We start from the raw sequence: 19,106 nt of genomic DNA, 5'->3' as shown, positions 1-19,106 counted from the left end.
AGAGGTGGATCAGGAAATTTGAACAACACTTATAAGTGATATTTTGCTCCCCAAATGATGTTATAAACATCAATATATGGAGTATTTTATGGCACGTAGACCAAGAAGAAATCATTCAAATGATTTTAAAGCTAAGGTAGCACTTGCTGCGATTAAAGCAGAAAAAACACTTGCTGAATTGAGTGCTGAATTTGATGTTCATCAAAACCAAATTATCGACTGGAAAAATCAACTGATTTCAGCTTCCTCGCAAGCTTTCGATCAATCAAAAGCTCCAACAGAACCACCCATCGATCTAAAAAAACTACATGCAAAAATCGGTGAGCAGGCATTAGAAATTGATTTTTTAGAAGGTGTGTTGAAGAAACTGGGCCGCTTCAACCACAAAAGTTAATCGATGACTCACTTCAGATTTCAGTATCTAAGCAAGCTCAGCTGCTGAAAGTCTCCCGTGGTTGTTATTACTATCGCCCAAAACCTGTGAGTGCATCAGATCTGAAGCTGATGCGGTGTATGGATGAGTTACATATGCAATACCCTTTTGCAGGTAGCCGTATGATGCGTGATTTGTTGAATCGTCAAGGACATCATATAGGACGACGTCATACACGTACTTTAATGAAGAAAATGGGCATTAATGCGTTATATTGCAAACCAAATTTAAGCCAGGCTAATCAAGCTCACCGCAAATATCCATATCTGCTCAAAGGATTGGCTATTCAGCGCAGTAATCAAGTGTGGTCTACGGATATAACGTATATCCCTATGGCAAAAGGCTTTGTTTATTTATGTGCTGTGATTGATTGGCATAGCCGCAAGGTACTTGCGCATAGAGTATCGATTAGTATGGAGGTTACATTTTGCATAGAAACATTAAATGAAGCTATTGAAAAATATGGTCGACCTGAAATATTTAATACAGACCAAGGCAGTCAGTTTACCAGTGATGCATTTATTGATGTATTGAAATCAAATGACATCCAAATCAGCATGGATGGTAAAGGTCGATGGGTTGATAATGTGATGGTTGAACGATTATGGCGGAGCGTTAAATATGAAGAGGTGTATCTCAAAGCCTACAGCAATGTTTTGGATGCGAAGAAGCAATTAAACGCATATTTTGAATTTTATAATTTGAAACGACCTCATTCGAGTCTGGACAAAATGACTCCAGATGAGTTTTACTATGACCAGCTACCACAACAAAATAAGGTAGCTTAACTAGAGCAGAGTATCACTTATAAATAAGCTTTTAGTTGTTCAAACATGTGGGACCACCTCTGTTTTAGTTGGACAAATAAGTCCAACTAAAACATTTTTATATAGTTATAAGTGATTAGCCGCTTATCCCGAAAAAGTGAAGAATAATTCCTATAGCGCAGCAACCAGCTAAAGTAGTCATCATTCCAAGTTTGAAACGGAATAAAGCAAGCATAGCTATGATTGATAACATTAGTGACCATGGGTTAATGCTGGATAAAACTGGAACTTGTAAAACCATTCCATATTTATGAATTACATTAACTTCAGCAAATAATGTATGTAATGCAAACCACACTGATAGATTAAGGATCACTCCAACAACAGCTGCTGTAATTGTCGAAAGTATGGCATTTAAAGCCTTATTATTTCTTAATGCTTCAATATATGGAGCACCAATAAAAATGAATAGAAAAGAGGGTACAAATGTTACCCATTTCGCTAATATACCTCCAAGAGTACCAGCCAAGGCAGGATTCAATGATCCTGGGTCTCGATACGCTGCCATAAAGCCTACAAACTGAACTACACTAATCAGGGGGCCAGGGGTGGTTTCAGCCATACCAAGTCCGATCAGCATTTCACTAGGTTTAAGCCAATGGAAGTTTTCGACGGCTTGCTGTGCAACATAAGATAAAATTGCATAAGCACCACCAAACGTAAGTACGGACATTTTGCTGAAGAATAGAGCGATATGCGTATAAACATTATCTTTGCCCATTAAAGTAATAAAAGCTATAAGTGGGCCGAGCCATAAGACCAAACCAATGAGAGTAATTTTTAGAGCTCTTGTATGGGAAGGTTGTACATGCTCTGGGATCTGCTTAGCAAAAGCAGCATCAATAGCTGCTAATGAAGCATTAGAGCTATTAGCGTCAGAATGAGATGAGGAGGCGTTAAATGCTTTACTTCCACTTTTATTTCCGATGTAACCGATAAGCGCAGCAACTAAAATAATAAATGGAAAAGGCAAAGCAAAGATAAAGATGCCGATAAATGACAAGATAGCGACAATGACCATCACCTTGTTTTTTAAGGCTCGACGACCTACACGCATGACAGCTTCAAGAACTACTGCAAGTACGGCTGCTTTTAATCCAAAGAATAATGCTTGAACAATACTAATCTGACCATAACTTGCATAAATCCAGCTTAGTATTCCTAATGCAAGTAGACCCGGTAAAATAAAGAGAGTACCCGCAACGAGTCCGCCACGTGTTCGGTGTAATAACCAACCTATGTATACAGCCAACTTATGTGCTTCAGGACCAGGAACAAGTGTACAGTAATTTAAGGCATGTAAAAAACGCGTTTCACTAATCCATTGTTTCTCTTCAACTAAAATTTTATGCATTACTGCGATTTGCCCCGCAGGTCCACCAAAGCTAAGCGCAGCTACTTTAAGCCATACCCAAAAAGCTTCACGAAATGAAACACCATGAAGTTCATGTGGGGGAATGCTTTCAGCTAAAGCAGTGGAATCTTCATTTGTATTCATTGCTATTTCACCTAAATTTTTGAAATTTAAAAAGTATTTGATGCGTTTAATCATTCAGTACAGAGCTATTTTTATTAAAGCTAGACAATAGGCCATTAAAGATTGCATTTGATGCGACTAATAATTGGTCATCATCTGTAATGTTTTCATGTATTCCTGCAAAGACGGTTTCTATGCCTGAAGCTTCGGGTGGCTCAATCCCGCCAATATCAAGATAGTGGACAATCTCTGCAATTTTTTTCAAAGCAGGTGTTTCTAAATTAAAACTATGTAAAAGAACTTCGAAGGTAACCCAGTGATTGATATGACTGAAAGCTGCACCATCAAAATCGAATCCTAAAGCTTCTTCTGGACATTCACTTGGTGTTTCTAACCAAATAAATGTAGGAGTTGAATCAATAAAAGTCTTGATTAGCCATGCAGAGGCTAGACGATCAATCCAAGGTCTCTTACGAGTTGCCCATATTTTGTTTTGATAACTATTTTTATCTAGAAGTTGAATATGTGCTTGTATTGCTTGAGGCTCATTCACTTCACCAAGTCGAGCTATTGAAAGCTCTAAAGCAGAAAGTTCATTTAGTACCTGTGCTTGAGTCTCATCGGGGTAATAGTCAATTTCTACGAGTGCATCGATACTTTTTCTTAATTTACGGATTTGCTTGAGCAGCTCTTTCTTTTCATCTTTAGATTGACGATCTCTTAACTCAGAGAGTTGTTTATAGAGGACATCGTATTCTTCTTTTCGACTGAAGAAAGGAGCTAATTCAAGGTTTAAAGGCTGCTCCGCATGGAATACATACGCAGAGCCTTGCTCTGAAATAACGTCACTTGCAATAGGATCAAATTTCTCGCTATGAGAAATGGGAAGTAAATACACACCATCTCTAAGGATTGCGGCTCCACTTGCTTTAAGAGAACGCCATACTCTCATACGTGTAGATGTGTTCTGTGTAGGCAAAGAGGATATGAGTAAAGATATTTTCATGTTGTATACTCAACTTATTTGTTAAATATATAACATTAATTTGGCTTGGATACAAATATGAAGAATCGATTTCTTATATCAAAAGAAATATTAAAGGGCGGAAATGGCTAAAGAAGAATTTTTTAAGTTTTTGATTTTATATAAATTATTTGGTTTTATTGTTTCAATATACATCAATATTTGTGAATTCAGTATTACTCATCACAAAAAAAATTGTTTTAGTTATAATTAAATTATTGATTGTAAAGTGTCTAAATTGTAGGGTGTTCAAAAGTTGACTGAGAATTAGGTTATTTGTAAATCTCAGTCAAAATTTTAATTTTTAGAAGGCGCTTATCGATTTAAGATAACATCAGCTAATTGATGGGCAATTTCCTCAATACTATTTACAGAAGTATTTAAGGCGACTTTATCGGCTAAATTCGGACTATAATCTAAAACGTCATTTTTAGTAATTTTGTGCCAAATCGGTAAAATCATTTTATGGCCATTCATTTCTCGAGCTACTAAGCCATCAAGTTCATAGTTGGTCCAGTCTTTCTTAATAAAGTCAGTTGAAAGAACAACGGTACCGTATTTAGAGTTTCGGAGACCACTATCAATTTTTTGACGTAAACTGTCCCCAACTTTTAACGTGAATTCATCGTACCAAACGTTTACTCCAAGTTGCTGTAATGTCTCTGCAAGCGGTCTGACAAAATCTTCTTTATCTTCTGAAGCGTGTGAAATAAACAAATCATATTCTGGTTCCGTCTCAGGTATTGTATTGTTGTAAGATGATATTGAAACATCAGTAATATATTGGGTAGAAGCTTTAATAGCATCAATTTCACGTTTCAGCTTCTTTTGATGTTCAATTTCGTCTTTCTGCTGTTTTTTAGTCAGGACCTCTAATTTTTTTCTTTCCAGTATTTCTTCTTTTATAAGGTTCTGCTTTTCTTTCAGCAGCTTATTATCAATATCAATCTTTTTCTTTTGTAAGTCTGAAAGTTTTGATTGTATACGAGCGTTTTCTTGTTCTTTCCTACTAATTTCTGATAACTTTGTTTTTAATGTAGAGGGGCTAGTTGTCTTCCCGATAGAATTTTGAATTTGTAAAATTTTAGAAATTATATCAGCTCCCTTTTTCTGCTCTAAGCTCATTCGATGAGTAATATCTGCTAACTCCTTATTTAACCTTGTTATGGTACTGCTTATAGTTTGTATTGACATGTTGGCTCTATGATAAATATAAAGGGTAAGATTATTATTTGGTTAGGCGAAATACAAGGTTTATGTGTTACATCACTCTGTAAGCGTAGAGCAGTGCTCTGCCCAATCTGCCATTAATTCTTTACGTTTATCTAGATAATCTCCACGCAAGTAAGAAGCTTCAACTTTATCTGGTAGTTTGTGCGCTAATACATGTTCACAGACTTCACGCGCATAATTAGTTTTTTCCGCAGACCAGTCACGAAAAGTAGACCGAAAGCCATGTGTGGTAATTATACGATTCTGTTTTGGATCAATATAGCCTAAGCCATTTTTTAGTTCTTGTTCATGCATACGCTTGATTAGTGTAGTCAATGGCATGTCGGAAAGCATTTCACCACTACGTGGGGCGGGGAATATAAAATCTTCTAATTGAATATATTCTCGAATGAACTCTTAATTGAGGTAAAATTACATGAACTGTCTTAGAATGGGTAGTTTAAGATGATTTGTAATTTACAATCATTAGCTTACTAAGCAAGAATAGTGTCAGGTGAATGAAATATAAACAAATGATTGGTTGAAATTTTATTGTAGTAAAAATAACAGTAAAAAACTAAAATTAAATTATTTTTTGTATGTTTATCAGTGGTTTGGTTGTTTAATTTGACTAACACCGCTTCCGCCAAAATTCTTAAAAAGCCCTTGTTAATGACAAGGGCTTTTTTTATGCATATAAATTACTAAAAAATGATCGTGCTCCCTTCTATATATTTCTAAGTATGATCTCTCCCGTTCGAGGGTTCGTTAAAGTGACATTTTCTAGCGCCTGAATGTACCAAGAATGATTCTTCTGGGTGAGCACCGTAAGAATGAGAGTATCAATCTGATGAGGCCCTTGAGGATGAGCTACGCCCGCAGTGAGGCGGCTCCAAAAATGTGAAATACATATATCCTCACTCATAGGTATGAGGTCTATCAGCTCATTCTCTAGTGTTGAATCACGATAAATGGTTTCATGAATAGGTTGATGCATTGCAATAATTTCATCAACTCCTTTAACGTAGTGACCGAAACGGTTAACGAAAGTCGCCTCTTTATCAAAAAGAGCAGCAAAGGCCTGCATATCATGCTTATTCCAAGCGGTTTGAAATGCTAAAGGTATTTCTTTTGGGGTTATTATGTGTTGACTCATACCAGCACCACTGTTTAATTTTTTAAGTCCATTTTTAAATATTATAAATAAAGATACTTCGTCATGCTTAAATGAAACAGGTGATCTTAGCTCGCCTTCCAAGAGTATCTTTGTTTAACCCTCACAACTCACCACACCAAATAGGGTCGGTTGAGTTATGAGGAAAGTAGATAAACAACTGCTCGCTCAATCCGCTTAATGGAGTTAAGTTTTTATAAAATCCAGATAAAGATATAAGTTAAAAAGAATTGATGCATACAATTTTAATATAATATTAATAATCAACCATCATGCATAAATTTAAATACACTCTTTTATTTTTTAAGAACTCTTTTAATAATTCAGAACTAAACAATTAAGTTTAAAATATGGAGAATTTGTATACAGGATGGCTTTTATTAGTTTAATTAAAATGAGAACTATATAAATCTTGTGAATTCTAGCTTTTTACTTCATTAGTTTTGTACGTTTTTATCTTAAAGATAATCATAAAATTAGAATAATAATATTAAATATTTGATTTTTATTTATAAATTAAAATTAGTAGCTAAGGTTCTTACTGTGTTGAATAAACAGCAAAACTAAAAAATTTAATCTTGCTTTAAGTTCTCTTAATTAATTTATGGCCTATCTAGATTTCGTTAATGGGTCAGAAAAATAAATTATGACTTCATTTAAGCCAAATCAGAAAATTAAGAGAGTATAAAAATGAACCAGTTTGTAACGAACACGAAAAATGTAATTCGTGGAAAGTATCATCCGGAATTTTTGCAGAATGAAGTCTTATCCGATATTTTTACTCATACTGCACAAACTCTTCCTGATAAAACGGCTTTAATTGAAGCAGATAAAACGCTGAGTTATGGTGAGCTGTATCAGCAAGCCTTAATTATGGCTCAACATCTGGCTTTAAAAGGGGTAAAGCCGGGTCATATTGTAGGGCTATGGCTGCCGCGTGGTATTGAGCTTTTAAAAGCTCAACTGGCCATTTGTTTAAGCGGTGCAGCTTGGCTTCCTTTTGATATGGATACGCCCGCGGACCGTATTGCGGTATGTCTTGAAGATGCCGAAGCAGTAGGAATGATTACTACAGATGAATGGTATGAACATTTAGCTGAAGTGCTGCAAACAAAATGGACCAACACTGAGCTGCAAAAACCACTAAGCGAAAGTGTAAGTTTAGCGAAAACCACTCCAGATCAACCTGCCTATATTATTTATACCTCGGGTTCGACAGGTAAACCCAAAGGAATTGTGATTACTCAAAAAAATATTTGTCACTTTTTACGTAGTGAAAATAGTATTTTGGGTATTCAAGAGCAAGACAAAGTCTATCAAGGCTTTTCAGTCGCTTTTGATATGTCGTTTGAAGAGATTTGGCTTTCTTATTTGGTAGGTGCAACGTTGTGGATTGCACCGAAGTCACTTGTCAGTGACCCTGAGCGGTTATGCCAAACCTTAAAGCAGGAACAAATTACAGTACTGCATGCTGTTCCAACGTTACTTGCCTTATTTCCTGAAGACGTACCTAATTTAAGAATTATTAATTTAGGTGGGGAAATGTGTCCGGACTCACTGGTTGACCGCTGGGCATTACCTCATCATCAAATGTTTAACACCTATGGACCAACCGAAACCACGGTTTCTGCAAGTCTTGAGTTATTAGAACGCGGCAAACCTGTCACCATTGGCAAGCCCTTACCAAACTACGGTATGTTGGTCATTAACTCTGAAAGAGAGTTGCTCGAGCAAGGTGAAACAGGGGAGTTATGTATTTTTGGTCCAAGTGTGGCACAAGGCTATTTAGGACGACCTGATTTAACCGCAGATAAGTTTATTGAGAACCCTTGGGCAATGAGTGTAGAGGAAGAATTACTCTACCGTACTGGGGATTTGGCTAAAATTGATGAGTTTGGTCAAGTACACTGTTTAGGTCGTGCCGATGACCAAGTTAAAATCCGTGGTTTCCGTGTAGAGCTTGGCGAGATCGAAGCTGCGCTTTGCGATATTGACGGAATTGGTACGGCAGCCGTTATTCTTCGTCCTGAAGACGGCATTGATCAACTTATTGCGTTTATTGCACCAGAAATTGATGCAAAGCAAGCTATAGAAATTAAAGAACTACGTCATAACTTGAGTCAGCGATTACCGCCTTATATGGTGCCAAATCGTTTTGAGATTATTGAAGAAGTTCCACGTCTATTATCTGGGAAAATTGACCGTAAAGCTTTAAAAGCAAGACCGCTCACGAGTGTGATAGATCGCAGTGAATCTGACCAGCCACAGAACCCAGCCGAAGAAATCTTGTTTGAAATTTTGAATCGCTTGTTCCCAAACATGCCGATTAAACTCGATTCCGATTTCTTTGATGATTTAGGCGGGCATTCACTACTCGCCGCTGTTTTAATTTCAAATCTGCGTGAGCATGCGGAATATAGCCATCTGACCATTCAAAACTTATATCAAGCGAGAAGAGTAGGCGCGATTGCTGCACTCATGTTAGAGCAGCCTGAGCCTACTTTATTTGATAGCCAAATTGGACAAGATAACCCTCGTAATCAGACCTATAAATGGTTATGTGGTATTGCCCAGCTCGTTACTATTCCGGTTTTAATCTCGATTAATATTTTGCAGTGGTTAGCGCCATTCTTTACCTATCACTACTTTACCGGTGGAACTCGCGACAGTATTCCGTATGCGATTGCGTTGTCTTTATTGGTTTATGTCAGTGTTATTATTAGCAGTTTTGTACTGTCGATTACGGTAAAACGACTATTAATGTTAGGAATTGGCGCAGGGCGTTATCCATTATGGGGATTAACCTATTTCCGTTGGTGGCTAGCAGACCGTATTAGTAATATTTCACCTGTTTATCTTTTATCTGGTTCGACTTTACTTAACTTATATTTGAAAGCACTTGGCGCAAAAATCGGCCACGACGTTACCATTAGTTCTGTACATATTCGTATGCCATCTTTACTGACTATTGAAGATGGCGTGAGTATCGGTTCTCAGGTGAATTTAGAAAATGCCAAAGTTGAACATGGCCACTTGGTTTTAGGTTCAATTCACCTTAAACAAGACAGTTATGTAGGTTCGTATGCTGTATTAGAAGAAAATACAGTGTTAGAAAAACAGGCCCATGTAAATGCCTTAACTTCAATTGAATATGACACGGTTGTACCTGAGGGCGAAATTTGGGATGGAACACCTGCTCAGAAAATAGGGCATATAGATGAGCAAGCTAAATTACCAGAGCGTCCTAAACTATCGTTTATACGTAAAATTGCTGAATATGGATACTATGGCGTTAGCGCATTAATTATTGCCTGTCTTTTCTTTATTCCAATTTTTCCAAGCTTCCTTTTGGTCGACTGGTTAGATGTAAATGTATTTAATATTAACCCGAACAACCATTTGCAAATCGCGCTTTACTATTTCATTTTAGCGATTCCGGCTAGTGCAATGATGATGATGATTACTGCGGTGATTTCTTCAGGCCTACGTAAAATCGCATTGCCGCGTCTTGAAATTGGAACCTATGCGGTTCATGGCAGCACGTATTATCGTAAATGGTTTGCCGCCCAAATTTTAGAAACCAGCTTACAAACCTTACATGGCTTGTTTGCCACTATTTATGCGCCTACATGGTTTCGTATGCTGGGAGCAAAAGTTGGTAAAAATACCGAAATTTCTACCGCAACTGGTGTCATTCCAGAAATGCTGACTTTGGGTGAAGAAAGCTTTATTGCCGATGCGGTAATGCTGGGCGATGAAGAGATTAAAGGCGGTTGGATGTCTTTAAAAGCAACCAAAATCGGTAACCGTAGTTTTGTGGGAAATAGTGCTTATATTGCTGATGGGACAGTGTTACCAGACAATGTTTTAATTGGCGTGCAATCAAAAACACCAGATAACCGTGAAATGTATGACGGACAAACTTGGTTTGGTTCTCCGGCATTGCTGTTACCTGCACGTGAAGCTGCTGAAAAATATCCTGACCATTTAACCTTTAAACCAAGTATTAAGCGCCGTTTAATGCGTGGTTTTATTGAAGGGCTTCGTATTGTATTGCCGGCCGCACTTGCGATTGGGGTGGGTTATATGATCGTACTAGACGTTATTGATGTGATTAATAACTACAATATTGAGACAGGACTGGTTGCATTAACGCTCGCAGGGCTGCTTTATGGCGTTGGCTGTTTTCTTATTGTTGCGCTATTAAAGTGGATTTTGATTGGTCGCTATCAACCGCGTTCGGCACCTATGTGGACCATGTTTGTATGGTTAAGTGAAGGGATTACCAGCTTATATGAATCAGTTGCGATTCCTAACTTCTTAAACTACTTAAGAGGAACACCAATGTTGCCATTCTTCTTGCGTATTTTAGGGGTTCGTATTGGTAAAGATGTTTATATGGATACGGCTGATATTACCGAGTTTGACTGTGTCAGCATTGGTGACCGTGCCGAGTTTAATAGCTTTTCAGGGCCGCAAACTCACTTGTTTGAAGACCGTATTATGAAAATCGGGCAAGTGAACGTGGGGCATGATGTAGTGGTCAATGCGCGCAGTATTATTTTGTATAACGCAAACGTGAGCAATCATGCAGTGTTAGGTCCATTAACACTGGTCATGAAAGGTGAAAATATTCCGGCTAAATCTGCGTGGATTGGTTCACCGGCTGTGCCTTGGGTTCATAAATAATAAATTGTTGAATTGAAAAAAAGCCTCTGTAGAACAGGGGCTTTTTTTATATTTCATATAAATCTTATTATATTAAATAAAGTCAATATTATTAGAAATTTCATTTAATTCAATTATGGTGCTTTGGTCATTTTCAATATGTTTATAAAAATATTGATCTTTTGTTTGGAAAAAGATATCAAAACTACGGCTCATTAATGAATCCACACGACTTTGTTTTATGTAAATTTCTGAAATAGCTGAAATATAGTGATCAACCCAATCTTCTATACGATCAAATGAAGCACGAGGACGTGGATTAGTATAAAGATTTCTTAAATTTTCCGAAATATTTTGAATATTAGGATTAAAGAGCCAAATGATGAGATCATTTTCTCTAAATTCTGATGTTTGATAGATACCTGATTCTTCAGTTGGTTCTACAGAAAAAAGTTTTGCTCCATTTTTACTATAACTAGAATACAGAATTTTAGATAATTGAATCTGTTCATGGCATCCTATTTCCATTTCTCTAACTTGTTTTGAAATATTTAAACATATGGGAAGCTTTTCAATTTCAGAGTTAAAATTATTAATGAAAAGATGAATTGCTTTATCAATGACATAATGCTCACCTACACCAGTAATAAACCCACTGTGCCATGTATACAGTTTAGAGTCCAAATATTCCATATATTGATCTAAACTTTTATATTTTAAAATTAAATATTTATTGTCTATTGCAACAACAATACTATCTTTTAGTTGAACAGCAATAAGAAAAGTCATATTTATAAAGATAATTAAGTTATGCTAAGATTGATTTTATCTATAATAATATAAATGGCATAGTCATGGCGGGTGGTTCACAAATTATAATTTCCTCTGATGGTATTACTATAAAAACACCAAAAGAATTTAAAGTATTTGCAGAACAACATATTTTTTCTGGGCCATCTGTAGCTAGTTTAAAGAGTACTCATATACAGCATTTATTACCATCAGATCAGATAACTCCTAAAGCTAAAATTACACCAAATATACACTTTCCTATAACGGGAGTTCTTGCTCGGATAGAGAGATTAGATGGGAAAAAAATAAATTCAACAGATAAATTGGTGATTAATGGAACTCCATTAAAGGAAGTATGGATTAGTGAAAATGGAGTGGCTTACTTTATTCCTCCTAAAAATATACCCCAAGTCAAAAGTATTGAAATTAATGGGGAATCATTGAATTTAGAAAAAAATTTAAGACAATTTCATACAAATAAAGAAGGAATTGATTCAATTTCTGAACAAGTTGAAATATTGAATGAAGCTTTACGTGAGCATAAGAAACAATTTTCAAGTGAAAATAAATCTGATGTTATTGTTATGCAAGGTGTTTTTAGGTATAGCCTTATTTTGGATTATATTGACCAATTGGATTGGGATTATGAAAGTCAGAAGTATTTATTGAGTAAAAGATTAAATTTGAAAGTAGATTTTTAAATGAGGAATAACGATGTCTCCAGTAGAATATAAAAAGGAAAATGACCTTCATATTATTAAAATTACAGGAAAATCTCGCTTAACTCCTATTGTCCGCGATGGTGAAGAACTTTTTAGTGCAACTGTGCAAAGAGCACAATCAAAAGCAAAATTAACGGTGTGTATAAATGGTTGTTGGTATGGTTTAACAGATTCAGGAAAAGCGGATGCATTTGTTGGACACGACCCAGTTCCAAGTGCTGATACATTAAATGAAGGTTTTGCATTATTAGGTACTGGGGCTTTACATGGTCATAGTGCGCCTAATATGTTTTATATTGCTCAGAAACTAGATTATACATGGTTTATGGGACAAGGGGATTTAACAAAAAATCGGGGTTATTATACGGGTATTGGTGGATTATGCCCTTTGGTATTCAAAGGGTTAAAATATGGTGACGGTAATTTATATAGTAAAGAATTACCAAATGCGAAGTTAACAGGGGAGCCTCTACCTGCTCATAAACCTTTTTTGACTCAAAGAAATAATAATAGATATGCTGCGCTTTCACGTTTAGACAATAGAACAGGGCGAGGGGGAATAGGATTTACACCTACTGCTGATATTGTGGTGATTGCTCAAGAGCACGGTGTAGGATCAGTTTCTTTTGATACCTTTAGAGATACTTTTATTAAACATGGTTGTACAAATGCCTGCGCTGTAGATGGTAGCGATTCAGTGTTTTTATGGTATGACGGAGGATTTAAATTTATGTCAGCAGAGAATAAAGATGAAACACAAACTTTTGGTATTGGAATAAGAGCAGAAACCTAATGTTAAAAAAAGCTTTATTTAGCCTAATCATTTCAGTTGTAGTATTGCTCACAATTTCATTTGTAGATTTGTATTGCACGCATACATCTTTTAAATTTTTTAAAGTTTGGTTAGTAGAATTTAACGAAATTAATAATTATTCAATTTTTATCAATAACTCTATAATTAATTTATTAATTATTTTTTTAATCATTTTTCTAATTGTATATTTTATAAAAATTAAGAATAATTTTATTTATATAGCCTTGGTTCTACTATGCCTTTCACTTGGGAACTTCCTTATGAAAACATCTATAAATTTAACTATGGATAGTAGAAAAGAGGTTCCATCGAGGAATTTGGTTGATAAAAGTTTAGCTTTTTTATTGATGCATAAAAAAGTTGAGTGTGAAGACTGAAATATGGTTAATTCTAGAAGTTAGAGTTAATTTAAAGCTAATGTATGAATTTATAAAAATGAATAATTATTTGTTTTTTAATGTTTTATATAACTTTACGATGTTAAAGTAATACAAAGCCTCTATAAATAGAGGCTTTTTACTATGTGTGGTAAGCGAACTTATTTATTTAGTTGCCGTAAAAGCATCATGGTAAGTAACTTCACCTGAGGGAATATGATTGCTGAAACTTAGAGCTTGAAAGTATTCATTAGGTACATCAGGTAAATTTAAATCAGGGTAAGATTTAAAACCAAATCGTCTGTAATAATTTGGATCACCTAATAGAACGCAACCTTTTCCGCCTAATTCTTTTAACTTTTGAAGAGCTGCATTCATTAAAAGAGAACCAATGCCAATTCCTTGTTTCTTTGGACATACAGAAATAGGGCCTAGGCCATACCAACCAGTTTCATCTGACGTGATTGTAACTGGTGAAATAGCCACATGACCTATAATTAAGTCATCTTCTATAGCAACCAAAGAAATCGTAAGTTGCTTATGTTTCCGAAGGCTATTCACAATGAATTGTTCAGTGTGGCTAGAATGCTCTTCATTTAAGAATGCGGCTTTCGTCAACGCTTCGATATTTTTAATATCTTCGGGTTGTTCATCTCGAATTATAATATTCATATTTTCTTTCTCTTAATAAATAGCAACTTATATCAACGATTGTCTAGTTGAGGGCGGACAGTCTGGAGTCCTAACAATGTAATTTGATAAGGTTGGCTATTTTTAGACTTGATTAAACGTTTTGCTTTTAGCTTTTTAAATACATCTAAGGAACAATCAGATAACACGAAACCTTCTCGTGTATAGCATTCAACGAAATAGACTGTGCCTGATGCGTCACGTTGGTATTTAATATGTCCGCCTTTAACAAGGACATGGAGAGTTCGCTGTTCGAACTTTGAAAGATTCATGTTGGAGCCTTGATAATAATCAAACGTGCAAATAGAGGTGATCAGAAATATGACCACAGAAAAATTGCGACATTGATAATCAACTCAATAATAGAAATTGAGAGTGATTATCAGATGATTACTATCTCCAACATATAAACCTCTTTGAGAAGGGGGATACTTTTATTCAAAGGATATATTAACTGTATATATTACTTAATAACAAATGTTTTTTATATTAATAGACCTTTCATTTATATAAAATCAGGCAACAAAAAATTATGTATGAGTTTTAGTAAATGAAAAAAACAATTTTTAGCCTAATTTTCGCTACCTGTGCAGCTTTTTCAAATAGTATTCAAGCAGAAGAAGTTTATTATCAACAAGAAGATATCGCTTATGCTTTTGAATTAGATTCAATCGAATTTTATTTACCAAGTAAAAGTAAATTTAAAATTACTGCTACCAGAAAACTAGTTGGCGTACCTGAAACAAAATTTTATACAGGTGATTTTGATAAAGATAATATCGCACAATTCCATATGGCTTTTGACTGTTCACATAAGACGATACAGATTTTAGACTTTATGATTGGTGATAAAAATAATGGTGAACTTAAGTACAAGAGCGATAAAAAGAGTGAAGTAATGAAAGCCACGGGTGATAATGATTTAGCTATGCTTAATTTAGTGTGTGAAAATGCTAAGGCTATAAAATAGTGTCTGTGCATCATAAGGCTTGTTTTTAATACTCTTATATACAATTTTCTTGGCGACCCATCCTTTGAAAAAATGAAATTAAAGATTTAACAATTATGATACCTGTACAGACATTCTCGGTTTTTGCAATTTTTTTGTTGTTTATTACTCCATTGATTGATGTTGTACTAACGCTAGGTTTATTAGTGAAAGCACTATTCTTTTGGCGAAATAAGGCTCAAAAGCCTGTGAGGTTTTTCTCTCAAAAAACATTATTCATTACGCTAGTGGCATTAATATGTGACCTGTGGGCAGGTTATTTATTTTATATGGCTGCATCGGTAGAGTATGAGTTCGCACTTAAGCAGCATTACAAGGAACGTCGCAGTCATTTCGTTTTATCTCAAGATGCACAATATGGCGAACTGTTGATTCCCAAAGGGAGTTTAATTAGTCGTTACGATGCTTTTGACAACGGCGAGCCACAAGTACCCTTTAGCTTATGTGGATTAGAGGCTGTACGTTTTCCTCATCCTGTACAGGTTGCAGGAATGTGGGTAACTGCGATGGAGCCTCCTCGAATGGAATTGGCATGGGATCAGCATGTAGGTCCAGTTATGCGCTTTGATCCTAATGAGGCCGATGGCTATGGTAAATGGGTTTACGATACGAAACGTCCTACCATCGCTTGTTCTCGTGGAGACATCGTGCTACTTGAAATTCCACTCATTGATTATGATATTCAAAAAGAGTTTGGTAAACCTGAGCCTGATGGAGCTAATGCACGTTTTCGCCCGAGTGAGTGGGGTGTTCAACAATGCGAAAAAGGTCAGGGACCAATTAAGGTTAATCCTGCATATACTGGGACTGCACCAAAGAAACCTTGGTTTTATAAATAATAAGTTGTTGAATTGAAAAAAGCCTCTGTAGAACAGGGGCTTTTTTTATAATTTAGATAATGCCCATAATATTAAATTGATCAAAAATTAGGTTAAATATTGGGAGTCAGTTCATTTATGCACATTCCAAGCCTTTAATAAACGCCAGATATTTTTATCTACCTTTTTCCAATCTTTTAATGATTCGTAAGGCATTGTCCATTTTATACTTATATTTGGATATAGAGGTGTTTCAACTTCTGTAGTCACTACAATTTGATTATTTCCATCATGTTGTTTAGCAATTGTCATTAAAAATTCAGAATGATAGGAGTCTGATGCATTTCCTATACAATGATAAAAACGAGAAATATGAGCTTTCAAATTCTTAAGTGAGTAACATTCTAATTCAAATTTTTTGAATAAATCTTCATCTTTAATAACTTCTTGAGAAGTAAAATAATTTATCCACTCTCGTGGTGTTTTTTTATATCTTAAATATATTGGATCAGCAGTACTAAAATTTTCTACTATTACTTTTACTTGGTTTTGATGACTTGTATCATAGAAATTATTAATTTCTATATTTTTAGTATTATTCAAAAGTAAGTTAAATTGCATAGGATTTTCAGGGTCTGCAACATTTTCGATGGTATCATTTTTACTTAGATTTTTTATTTTAGGAATAAAGTTAATAGGAAACTGACCAAGAAAAGGGCTCTTTAAAATAGTACCTTTTGCAATATTTGTTTTATCACCTACAACTGTTTTTAAAATTAAATTTGATGAAATACCCCAAACAACTAAATCCCCTTGTTTAGAAGTGTCTTTATAATATTTGACATTAGATTTTTCAGATAAATGTTGAGATGCTGTTTTCGATGAGTCTGTGCATCCGAATATAGCAGTACATTGTATTAGAATAATTATAATTTTCATAAAGTTCATAATGAGAATTTTCCATTCATGTCTAGATTAGAATATATAACTATGTGGCTTATAGAGAAATTCAGAGATAAATAAGAATATTTACTTATTAAATTTCTATAAAATCAAAGTAATACACCTTATACGGATAAAAAATGGGAGCACTCAGCTCCCATTTTTTATTTTTGCTCATGTTCTTTGCAGTATTGATGTGCTCTCTTAGAATTATGCTTCCAACTTTTAGCCACTTTGTGGAAATATGTTAGAAGATCATCCCAAATAATTAATTATAAAGGGATTTTATTGTCATATTCTATGGGGTACCCATTATGTTAAATAGACCTTTGGTCTATTACTACTTTTAAATCTCAATCAGATTAATGGGAAGGCTTTTGAAACGCCTTTCTATATTTTTCTTGATCCTGATACTTACTAAAGTTTTGTAATCTTTGTACGACTTTTGGATCATTCATCATGGATTCCGTTGCATAACGTCCTAAATACTCAAATGATTGTGTTAGCGCATTAGTTCCTTCATTTTCTACAACTGCATTAACTGCTTGAGTACAACTTTGCGTCATGATTTTATCAAAAATATTCGCAACCCTGCGGTCTACACGTTCTAAATCTGCGGCTGATATTTTTGCGTAGTTTGCTAAATCTTGTTTTGCAGCAAAACCAAAAAACATCCATTGCACCATATCCTTACGGTCTTGTTCGGTAACTGAACTTTTTAAACACTGAACTAATTTATCCTGATATTCCCCAGCATGGCTGAATGAAGTAATAAATAGAGAAGACATTAGTAATAAAATAAATTTTAATTTGTATGAATGCATAAATAAGCTCTAGCAAAACAACTAATTGATATTGAAAATTAAAATAACATATTCTTTGTATATAATGTTAGTGGAAGATAAAAATCCCAAACAGTGATATTTTGATTTTATAAACCCCCATTTAACAATAACTCACCCATTATTTATCCTTACTTTTTAATGATCTAATTTAAAACAAATGTCATTTTGTGTGCTTGACTGCAAAAGGGTTGAGCACTATTCTTTGCCTGCTGGCCACATTGCCAGCCGGCTTTGACAGGCTGATTCAAACGAGCATTAAAGGTTTTATACTTTTAGTGTGTACACCCTCGTGCCCCCTCTGCGGCGGAACGGGAGGGGGACACCTTTGGGTGTGCTGGCCTCGTTTGACCAGTCTGTCAACCCTCTTTCGTTCTGCCACCATAATTCCTATTCATGTCTGGCAGAACTCCCAATAAAAAGGAGTTGGCTTTGCACATCCATTATTTCTTGGCAAGCTTTGCCAAAAGCTATAACGACACCACATAAGCTTTAAAGCAGTTTGAGGGCCATTAGCGCTTTCAGGCTTTAAATCGTCACAACCAAAAACTTAGCAACAATAAAACTTGAGATGTGCCAAGCACAGTCTTTATAGGCTTTGCTGTGCCTTTTTTTCTCCCAAAAAAGTATCTCATTTACAAACAACAAGAATTTATAACGGTAAAATTATGCGAAATGTAGTTCTCCCAACACGTGCCTTATATGTTGTAAATAAAGCAATTGATCTGTTTCACCACCGTGGATTTCATCTGATTGGGGTCGACAGAATAGTGAAAGAATCAGAGATTACAAAAGCGACTTTTTATAATTATTTTCACTCTAAAGAAAGGCTTATTGAAATCTGTCTGATGGTGCAAAAAGAAAAGCTCCAAGAACAAGTAGTCGCAATGGTCGAATATGACTTAAGTACCTCCGCAATAGATAAACTCAAAAAACTTTATTACTTACATACCGATGTAGAAGGGCCGTATTACTTATTATTTAAAGCCATTTTTGAGGTTAAAAATAGCTATCCCAACGCTTATCAAACCGCGGTACGCTATAGAACATGGTTGATCAATGAAATTTATAGCCAACTTAGATTGCTTAAACCCGATGTCTCTTTTACCGATGCCAAACTATTTTTATATATGGTGGAAGGCATAATTATTCAGCTTTTAAGCTCTGGTGGGGTAGATGAAAGGGAGAGATTACTAGATTATTTTCTTGGTCTAAGTGATCTGGGCCGATTCAAAATAGAAAGTTAAGGTCAATCAAAATGCATAAAAATTAAAAGAGTTATTTC

16 protein-coding genes and 1 pseudogene are annotated in these 19,106 nt (G+C 35.2%); 7 read left to right on the top strand and 10 right to left on the bottom strand.

Annotation, left to right across the window (positions count from 1 at the left end):
• Positions 1-76 precede the first annotated feature (76 nt).
• Positions 77-1,221, top strand: a protein-coding gene (locus MKL36_RS10615) for an IS3 family transposase (RefSeq protein ID WP_085944219.1) whose coding sequence is annotated in 2 segments (ribosomal slippage) — positions 77-341 and positions 341-1,221 — 1,146 coding nt in all. Because the reading frame shifts where the segments join, the coding sequence is not laid out codon by codon here.
• A 115-nt stretch (positions 1,222-1,336) separates the two neighbouring features.
• Here the strand turns inward: MKL36_RS10615 and chrA are convergent.
• The 5 genes and pseudogenes from chrA to MKL36_RS10590 form a co-directional block, all read right to left on the bottom strand.
• Positions 1,337-2,758: a chromate efflux transporter gene (chrA, locus tag MKL36_RS10610; RefSeq protein ID WP_002040866.1), complete on the bottom strand. Its 1,422-nt coding sequence runs from the start codon at positions 2,756-2,758 to the stop codon at positions 1,337-1,339.
• Between the two features lie 46 nt (positions 2,759-2,804).
• Positions 2,805-3,743: a chromate resistance protein ChrB domain-containing protein gene (locus tag MKL36_RS10605; protein ID WP_002065076.1), complete on the bottom strand. Its 939-nt coding sequence runs from the start codon at positions 3,741-3,743 to the stop codon at positions 2,805-2,807.
• A gap of 333 nt (positions 3,744-4,076) precedes the next feature.
• Positions 4,077-4,955: a TIR domain-containing protein gene (locus MKL36_RS10600; protein WP_000027438.1), complete on the bottom strand. Its 879-nt coding sequence runs from the start codon at positions 4,953-4,955 to the stop codon at positions 4,077-4,079.
• A gap of 72 nt (positions 4,956-5,027) precedes the next feature.
• Positions 5,028-5,384: pseudogene (locus MKL36_RS10595) on the bottom strand (tyrosine-type recombinase/integrase); the annotation flags it as partial.
• A gap of 316 nt (positions 5,385-5,700) precedes the next feature.
• The gene (locus MKL36_RS10590) at positions 5,701-6,231 is read right to left on the bottom strand and encodes an SgcJ/EcaC family oxidoreductase (RefSeq protein ID WP_021511104.1); all 531 of its coding nucleotides are present in this window, start codon (positions 6,229-6,231) and stop codon (positions 5,701-5,703) included.
• Between the two features lie 606 nt (positions 6,232-6,837).
• Between MKL36_RS10590 and posA the strand changes: the two genes are divergently transcribed.
• Positions 6,838-10,836 (top strand): delta-poly-L-ornithine synthetase PosA, encoded by a 3,999-nt coding sequence (gene posA, locus MKL36_RS10585; protein ID WP_021511103.1) that lies wholly within the window; start codon positions 6,838-6,840, stop codon positions 10,834-10,836.
• Between the two features lie 72 nt (positions 10,837-10,908).
• Here the strand turns inward: posA and MKL36_RS10580 are convergent, their stop codons facing one another.
• The gene (locus MKL36_RS10580) at positions 10,909-11,604 is read right to left on the bottom strand and encodes a hypothetical protein (RefSeq protein WP_000143391.1); all 696 of its coding nucleotides are present in this window, start codon (positions 11,602-11,604) and stop codon (positions 10,909-10,911) included.
• 65 nt (positions 11,605-11,669) lie between these two features.
• On the opposite strand from MKL36_RS10580, the gene MKL36_RS10575 reads away from it, so the two are divergent.
• Together MKL36_RS10575 and MKL36_RS10570 are read left to right on the top strand one after the other, a co-directional pair.
• Complete coding sequence (locus MKL36_RS10575; protein WP_021511102.1) at positions 11,670-12,308, top strand: hypothetical protein; 639 nt, start codon at positions 11,670-11,672, stop codon at positions 12,306-12,308.
• 13 nt (positions 12,309-12,321) lie between these two features.
• On the top strand, positions 12,322-13,122 hold the full coding sequence (locus MKL36_RS10570) for a hypothetical protein (protein ID WP_000075503.1): 801 nt from the start codon (positions 12,322-12,324) through the stop codon (positions 13,120-13,122).
• Between the two features lie 563 nt (positions 13,123-13,685).
• Here MKL36_RS10570 and MKL36_RS10565 read toward each other — a convergent pair.
• Positions 13,686-14,192, bottom strand: coding sequence for a GNAT family N-acetyltransferase (locus MKL36_RS10565; RefSeq protein WP_021511100.1), 507 nt, complete (start codon positions 14,190-14,192; stop codon positions 13,686-13,688).
• A gap of 32 nt (positions 14,193-14,224) precedes the next feature.
• Positions 14,225-14,482, bottom strand: a complete 258-nt coding sequence (locus MKL36_RS10560; RefSeq protein WP_021511099.1) for a YjhX family toxin — start codon at positions 14,480-14,482, stop codon at positions 14,225-14,227.
• Between the two features lie 278 nt (positions 14,483-14,760).
• Between MKL36_RS10560 and MKL36_RS10555 the strand changes: the two genes are divergently transcribed.
• The gene (locus MKL36_RS10555; protein ID WP_000750918.1) at positions 14,761-15,180 is read left to right on the top strand and encodes a hypothetical protein; all 420 of its coding nucleotides are present in this window, start codon (positions 14,761-14,763) and stop codon (positions 15,178-15,180) included.
• A gap of 137 nt (positions 15,181-15,317) precedes the next feature.
• The gene (locus MKL36_RS10550; RefSeq protein WP_086374103.1) at positions 15,318-16,058 is read left to right on the top strand and encodes a hypothetical protein; all 741 of its coding nucleotides are present in this window, start codon (positions 15,318-15,320) and stop codon (positions 16,056-16,058) included.
• A gap of 111 nt (positions 16,059-16,169) precedes the next feature.
• On the opposite strand, the gene MKL36_RS10545 is transcribed toward MKL36_RS10550, so the two are convergent.
• Both MKL36_RS10545 and MKL36_RS10540 read right to left on the bottom strand, forming a co-directional pair.
• Positions 16,170-16,985: a hypothetical protein gene (locus MKL36_RS10545; protein ID WP_021511097.1), complete on the bottom strand. Its 816-nt coding sequence runs from the start codon at positions 16,983-16,985 to the stop codon at positions 16,170-16,172.
• Positions 16,986-17,341: 356 nt separating this feature from the next.
• Positions 17,342-17,803, bottom strand: coding sequence for a hypothetical protein (locus MKL36_RS10540; protein ID WP_005109554.1), 462 nt, complete (start codon positions 17,801-17,803; stop codon positions 17,342-17,344).
• 686 nt (positions 17,804-18,489) lie between these two features.
• Here MKL36_RS10540 and MKL36_RS10535 point away from each other — a divergent pair.
• Positions 18,490-19,068 (top strand): TetR/AcrR family transcriptional regulator, encoded by a 579-nt coding sequence (locus MKL36_RS10535; RefSeq protein ID WP_021511096.1) that lies wholly within the window; start codon positions 18,490-18,492, stop codon positions 19,066-19,068.
• Positions 19,069-19,106 lie beyond the last annotated feature (38 nt).

The organism is Acinetobacter sp. AOR12_HL (assembly GCF_027855275.1).
GTDB lineage: Bacteria > Pseudomonadota > Gammaproteobacteria > Pseudomonadales > Moraxellaceae > Acinetobacter > Acinetobacter baumannii.
This window is presented reverse-complemented; position numbering and strand designations above follow the sequence as displayed.

Excerpts from the sequence above, each read along its gene's own strand:
- chrA (WP_002040866.1), bottom strand. The coding sequence starts at position 2,758 with ATGAATACAAATGAAGATTCCACTGCTTTAGCTGAAAGCATTCCCCCA.
- MKL36_RS10605 (WP_002065076.1), bottom strand. The coding sequence starts at position 3,743 with ATGAAAATATCTTTACTCATATCCTCTTTGCCTACACAGAACACATCT.
- MKL36_RS10600 (WP_000027438.1), bottom strand. The coding sequence starts at position 4,955 with ATGTCAATACAAACTATAAGCAGTACCATAACAAGGTTAAATAAGGAG.
- posA (WP_021511103.1), top strand. The coding sequence starts at position 6,838 with ATGAACCAGTTTGTAACGAACACGAAAAATGTAATTCGTGGAAAGTAT.
- MKL36_RS10580 (WP_000143391.1), bottom strand. The coding sequence starts at position 11,604 with ATGACTTTTCTTATTGCTGTTCAACTAAAAGATAGTATTGTTGTTGCA.
- MKL36_RS10575 (WP_021511102.1), top strand. The coding sequence starts at position 11,670 with ATGGCGGGTGGTTCACAAATTATAATTTCCTCTGATGGTATTACTATA.
- MKL36_RS10570 (WP_000075503.1), top strand. The coding sequence starts at position 12,322 with ATGTCTCCAGTAGAATATAAAAAGGAAAATGACCTTCATATTATTAAA.
- MKL36_RS10565 (WP_021511100.1), bottom strand. The coding sequence starts at position 14,192 with ATGAATATTATAATTCGAGATGAACAACCCGAAGATATTAAAAATATC.
- MKL36_RS10560 (WP_021511099.1), bottom strand. The coding sequence starts at position 14,482 with ATGAATCTTTCAAAGTTCGAACAGCGAACTCTCCATGTCCTTGTTAAA.
- MKL36_RS10555 (WP_000750918.1), top strand. The coding sequence starts at position 14,761 with ATGAAAAAAACAATTTTTAGCCTAATTTTCGCTACCTGTGCAGCTTTT.
- MKL36_RS10545 (WP_021511097.1), bottom strand. The coding sequence starts at position 16,985 with ATGAACTTTATGAAAATTATAATTATTCTAATACAATGTACTGCTATA.
- MKL36_RS10540 (WP_005109554.1), bottom strand. The coding sequence starts at position 17,803 with ATGCATTCATACAAATTAAAATTTATTTTATTACTAATGTCTTCTCTA.
- MKL36_RS10535 (WP_021511096.1), top strand. The coding sequence starts at position 18,490 with ATGCGAAATGTAGTTCTCCCAACACGTGCCTTATATGTTGTAAATAAA.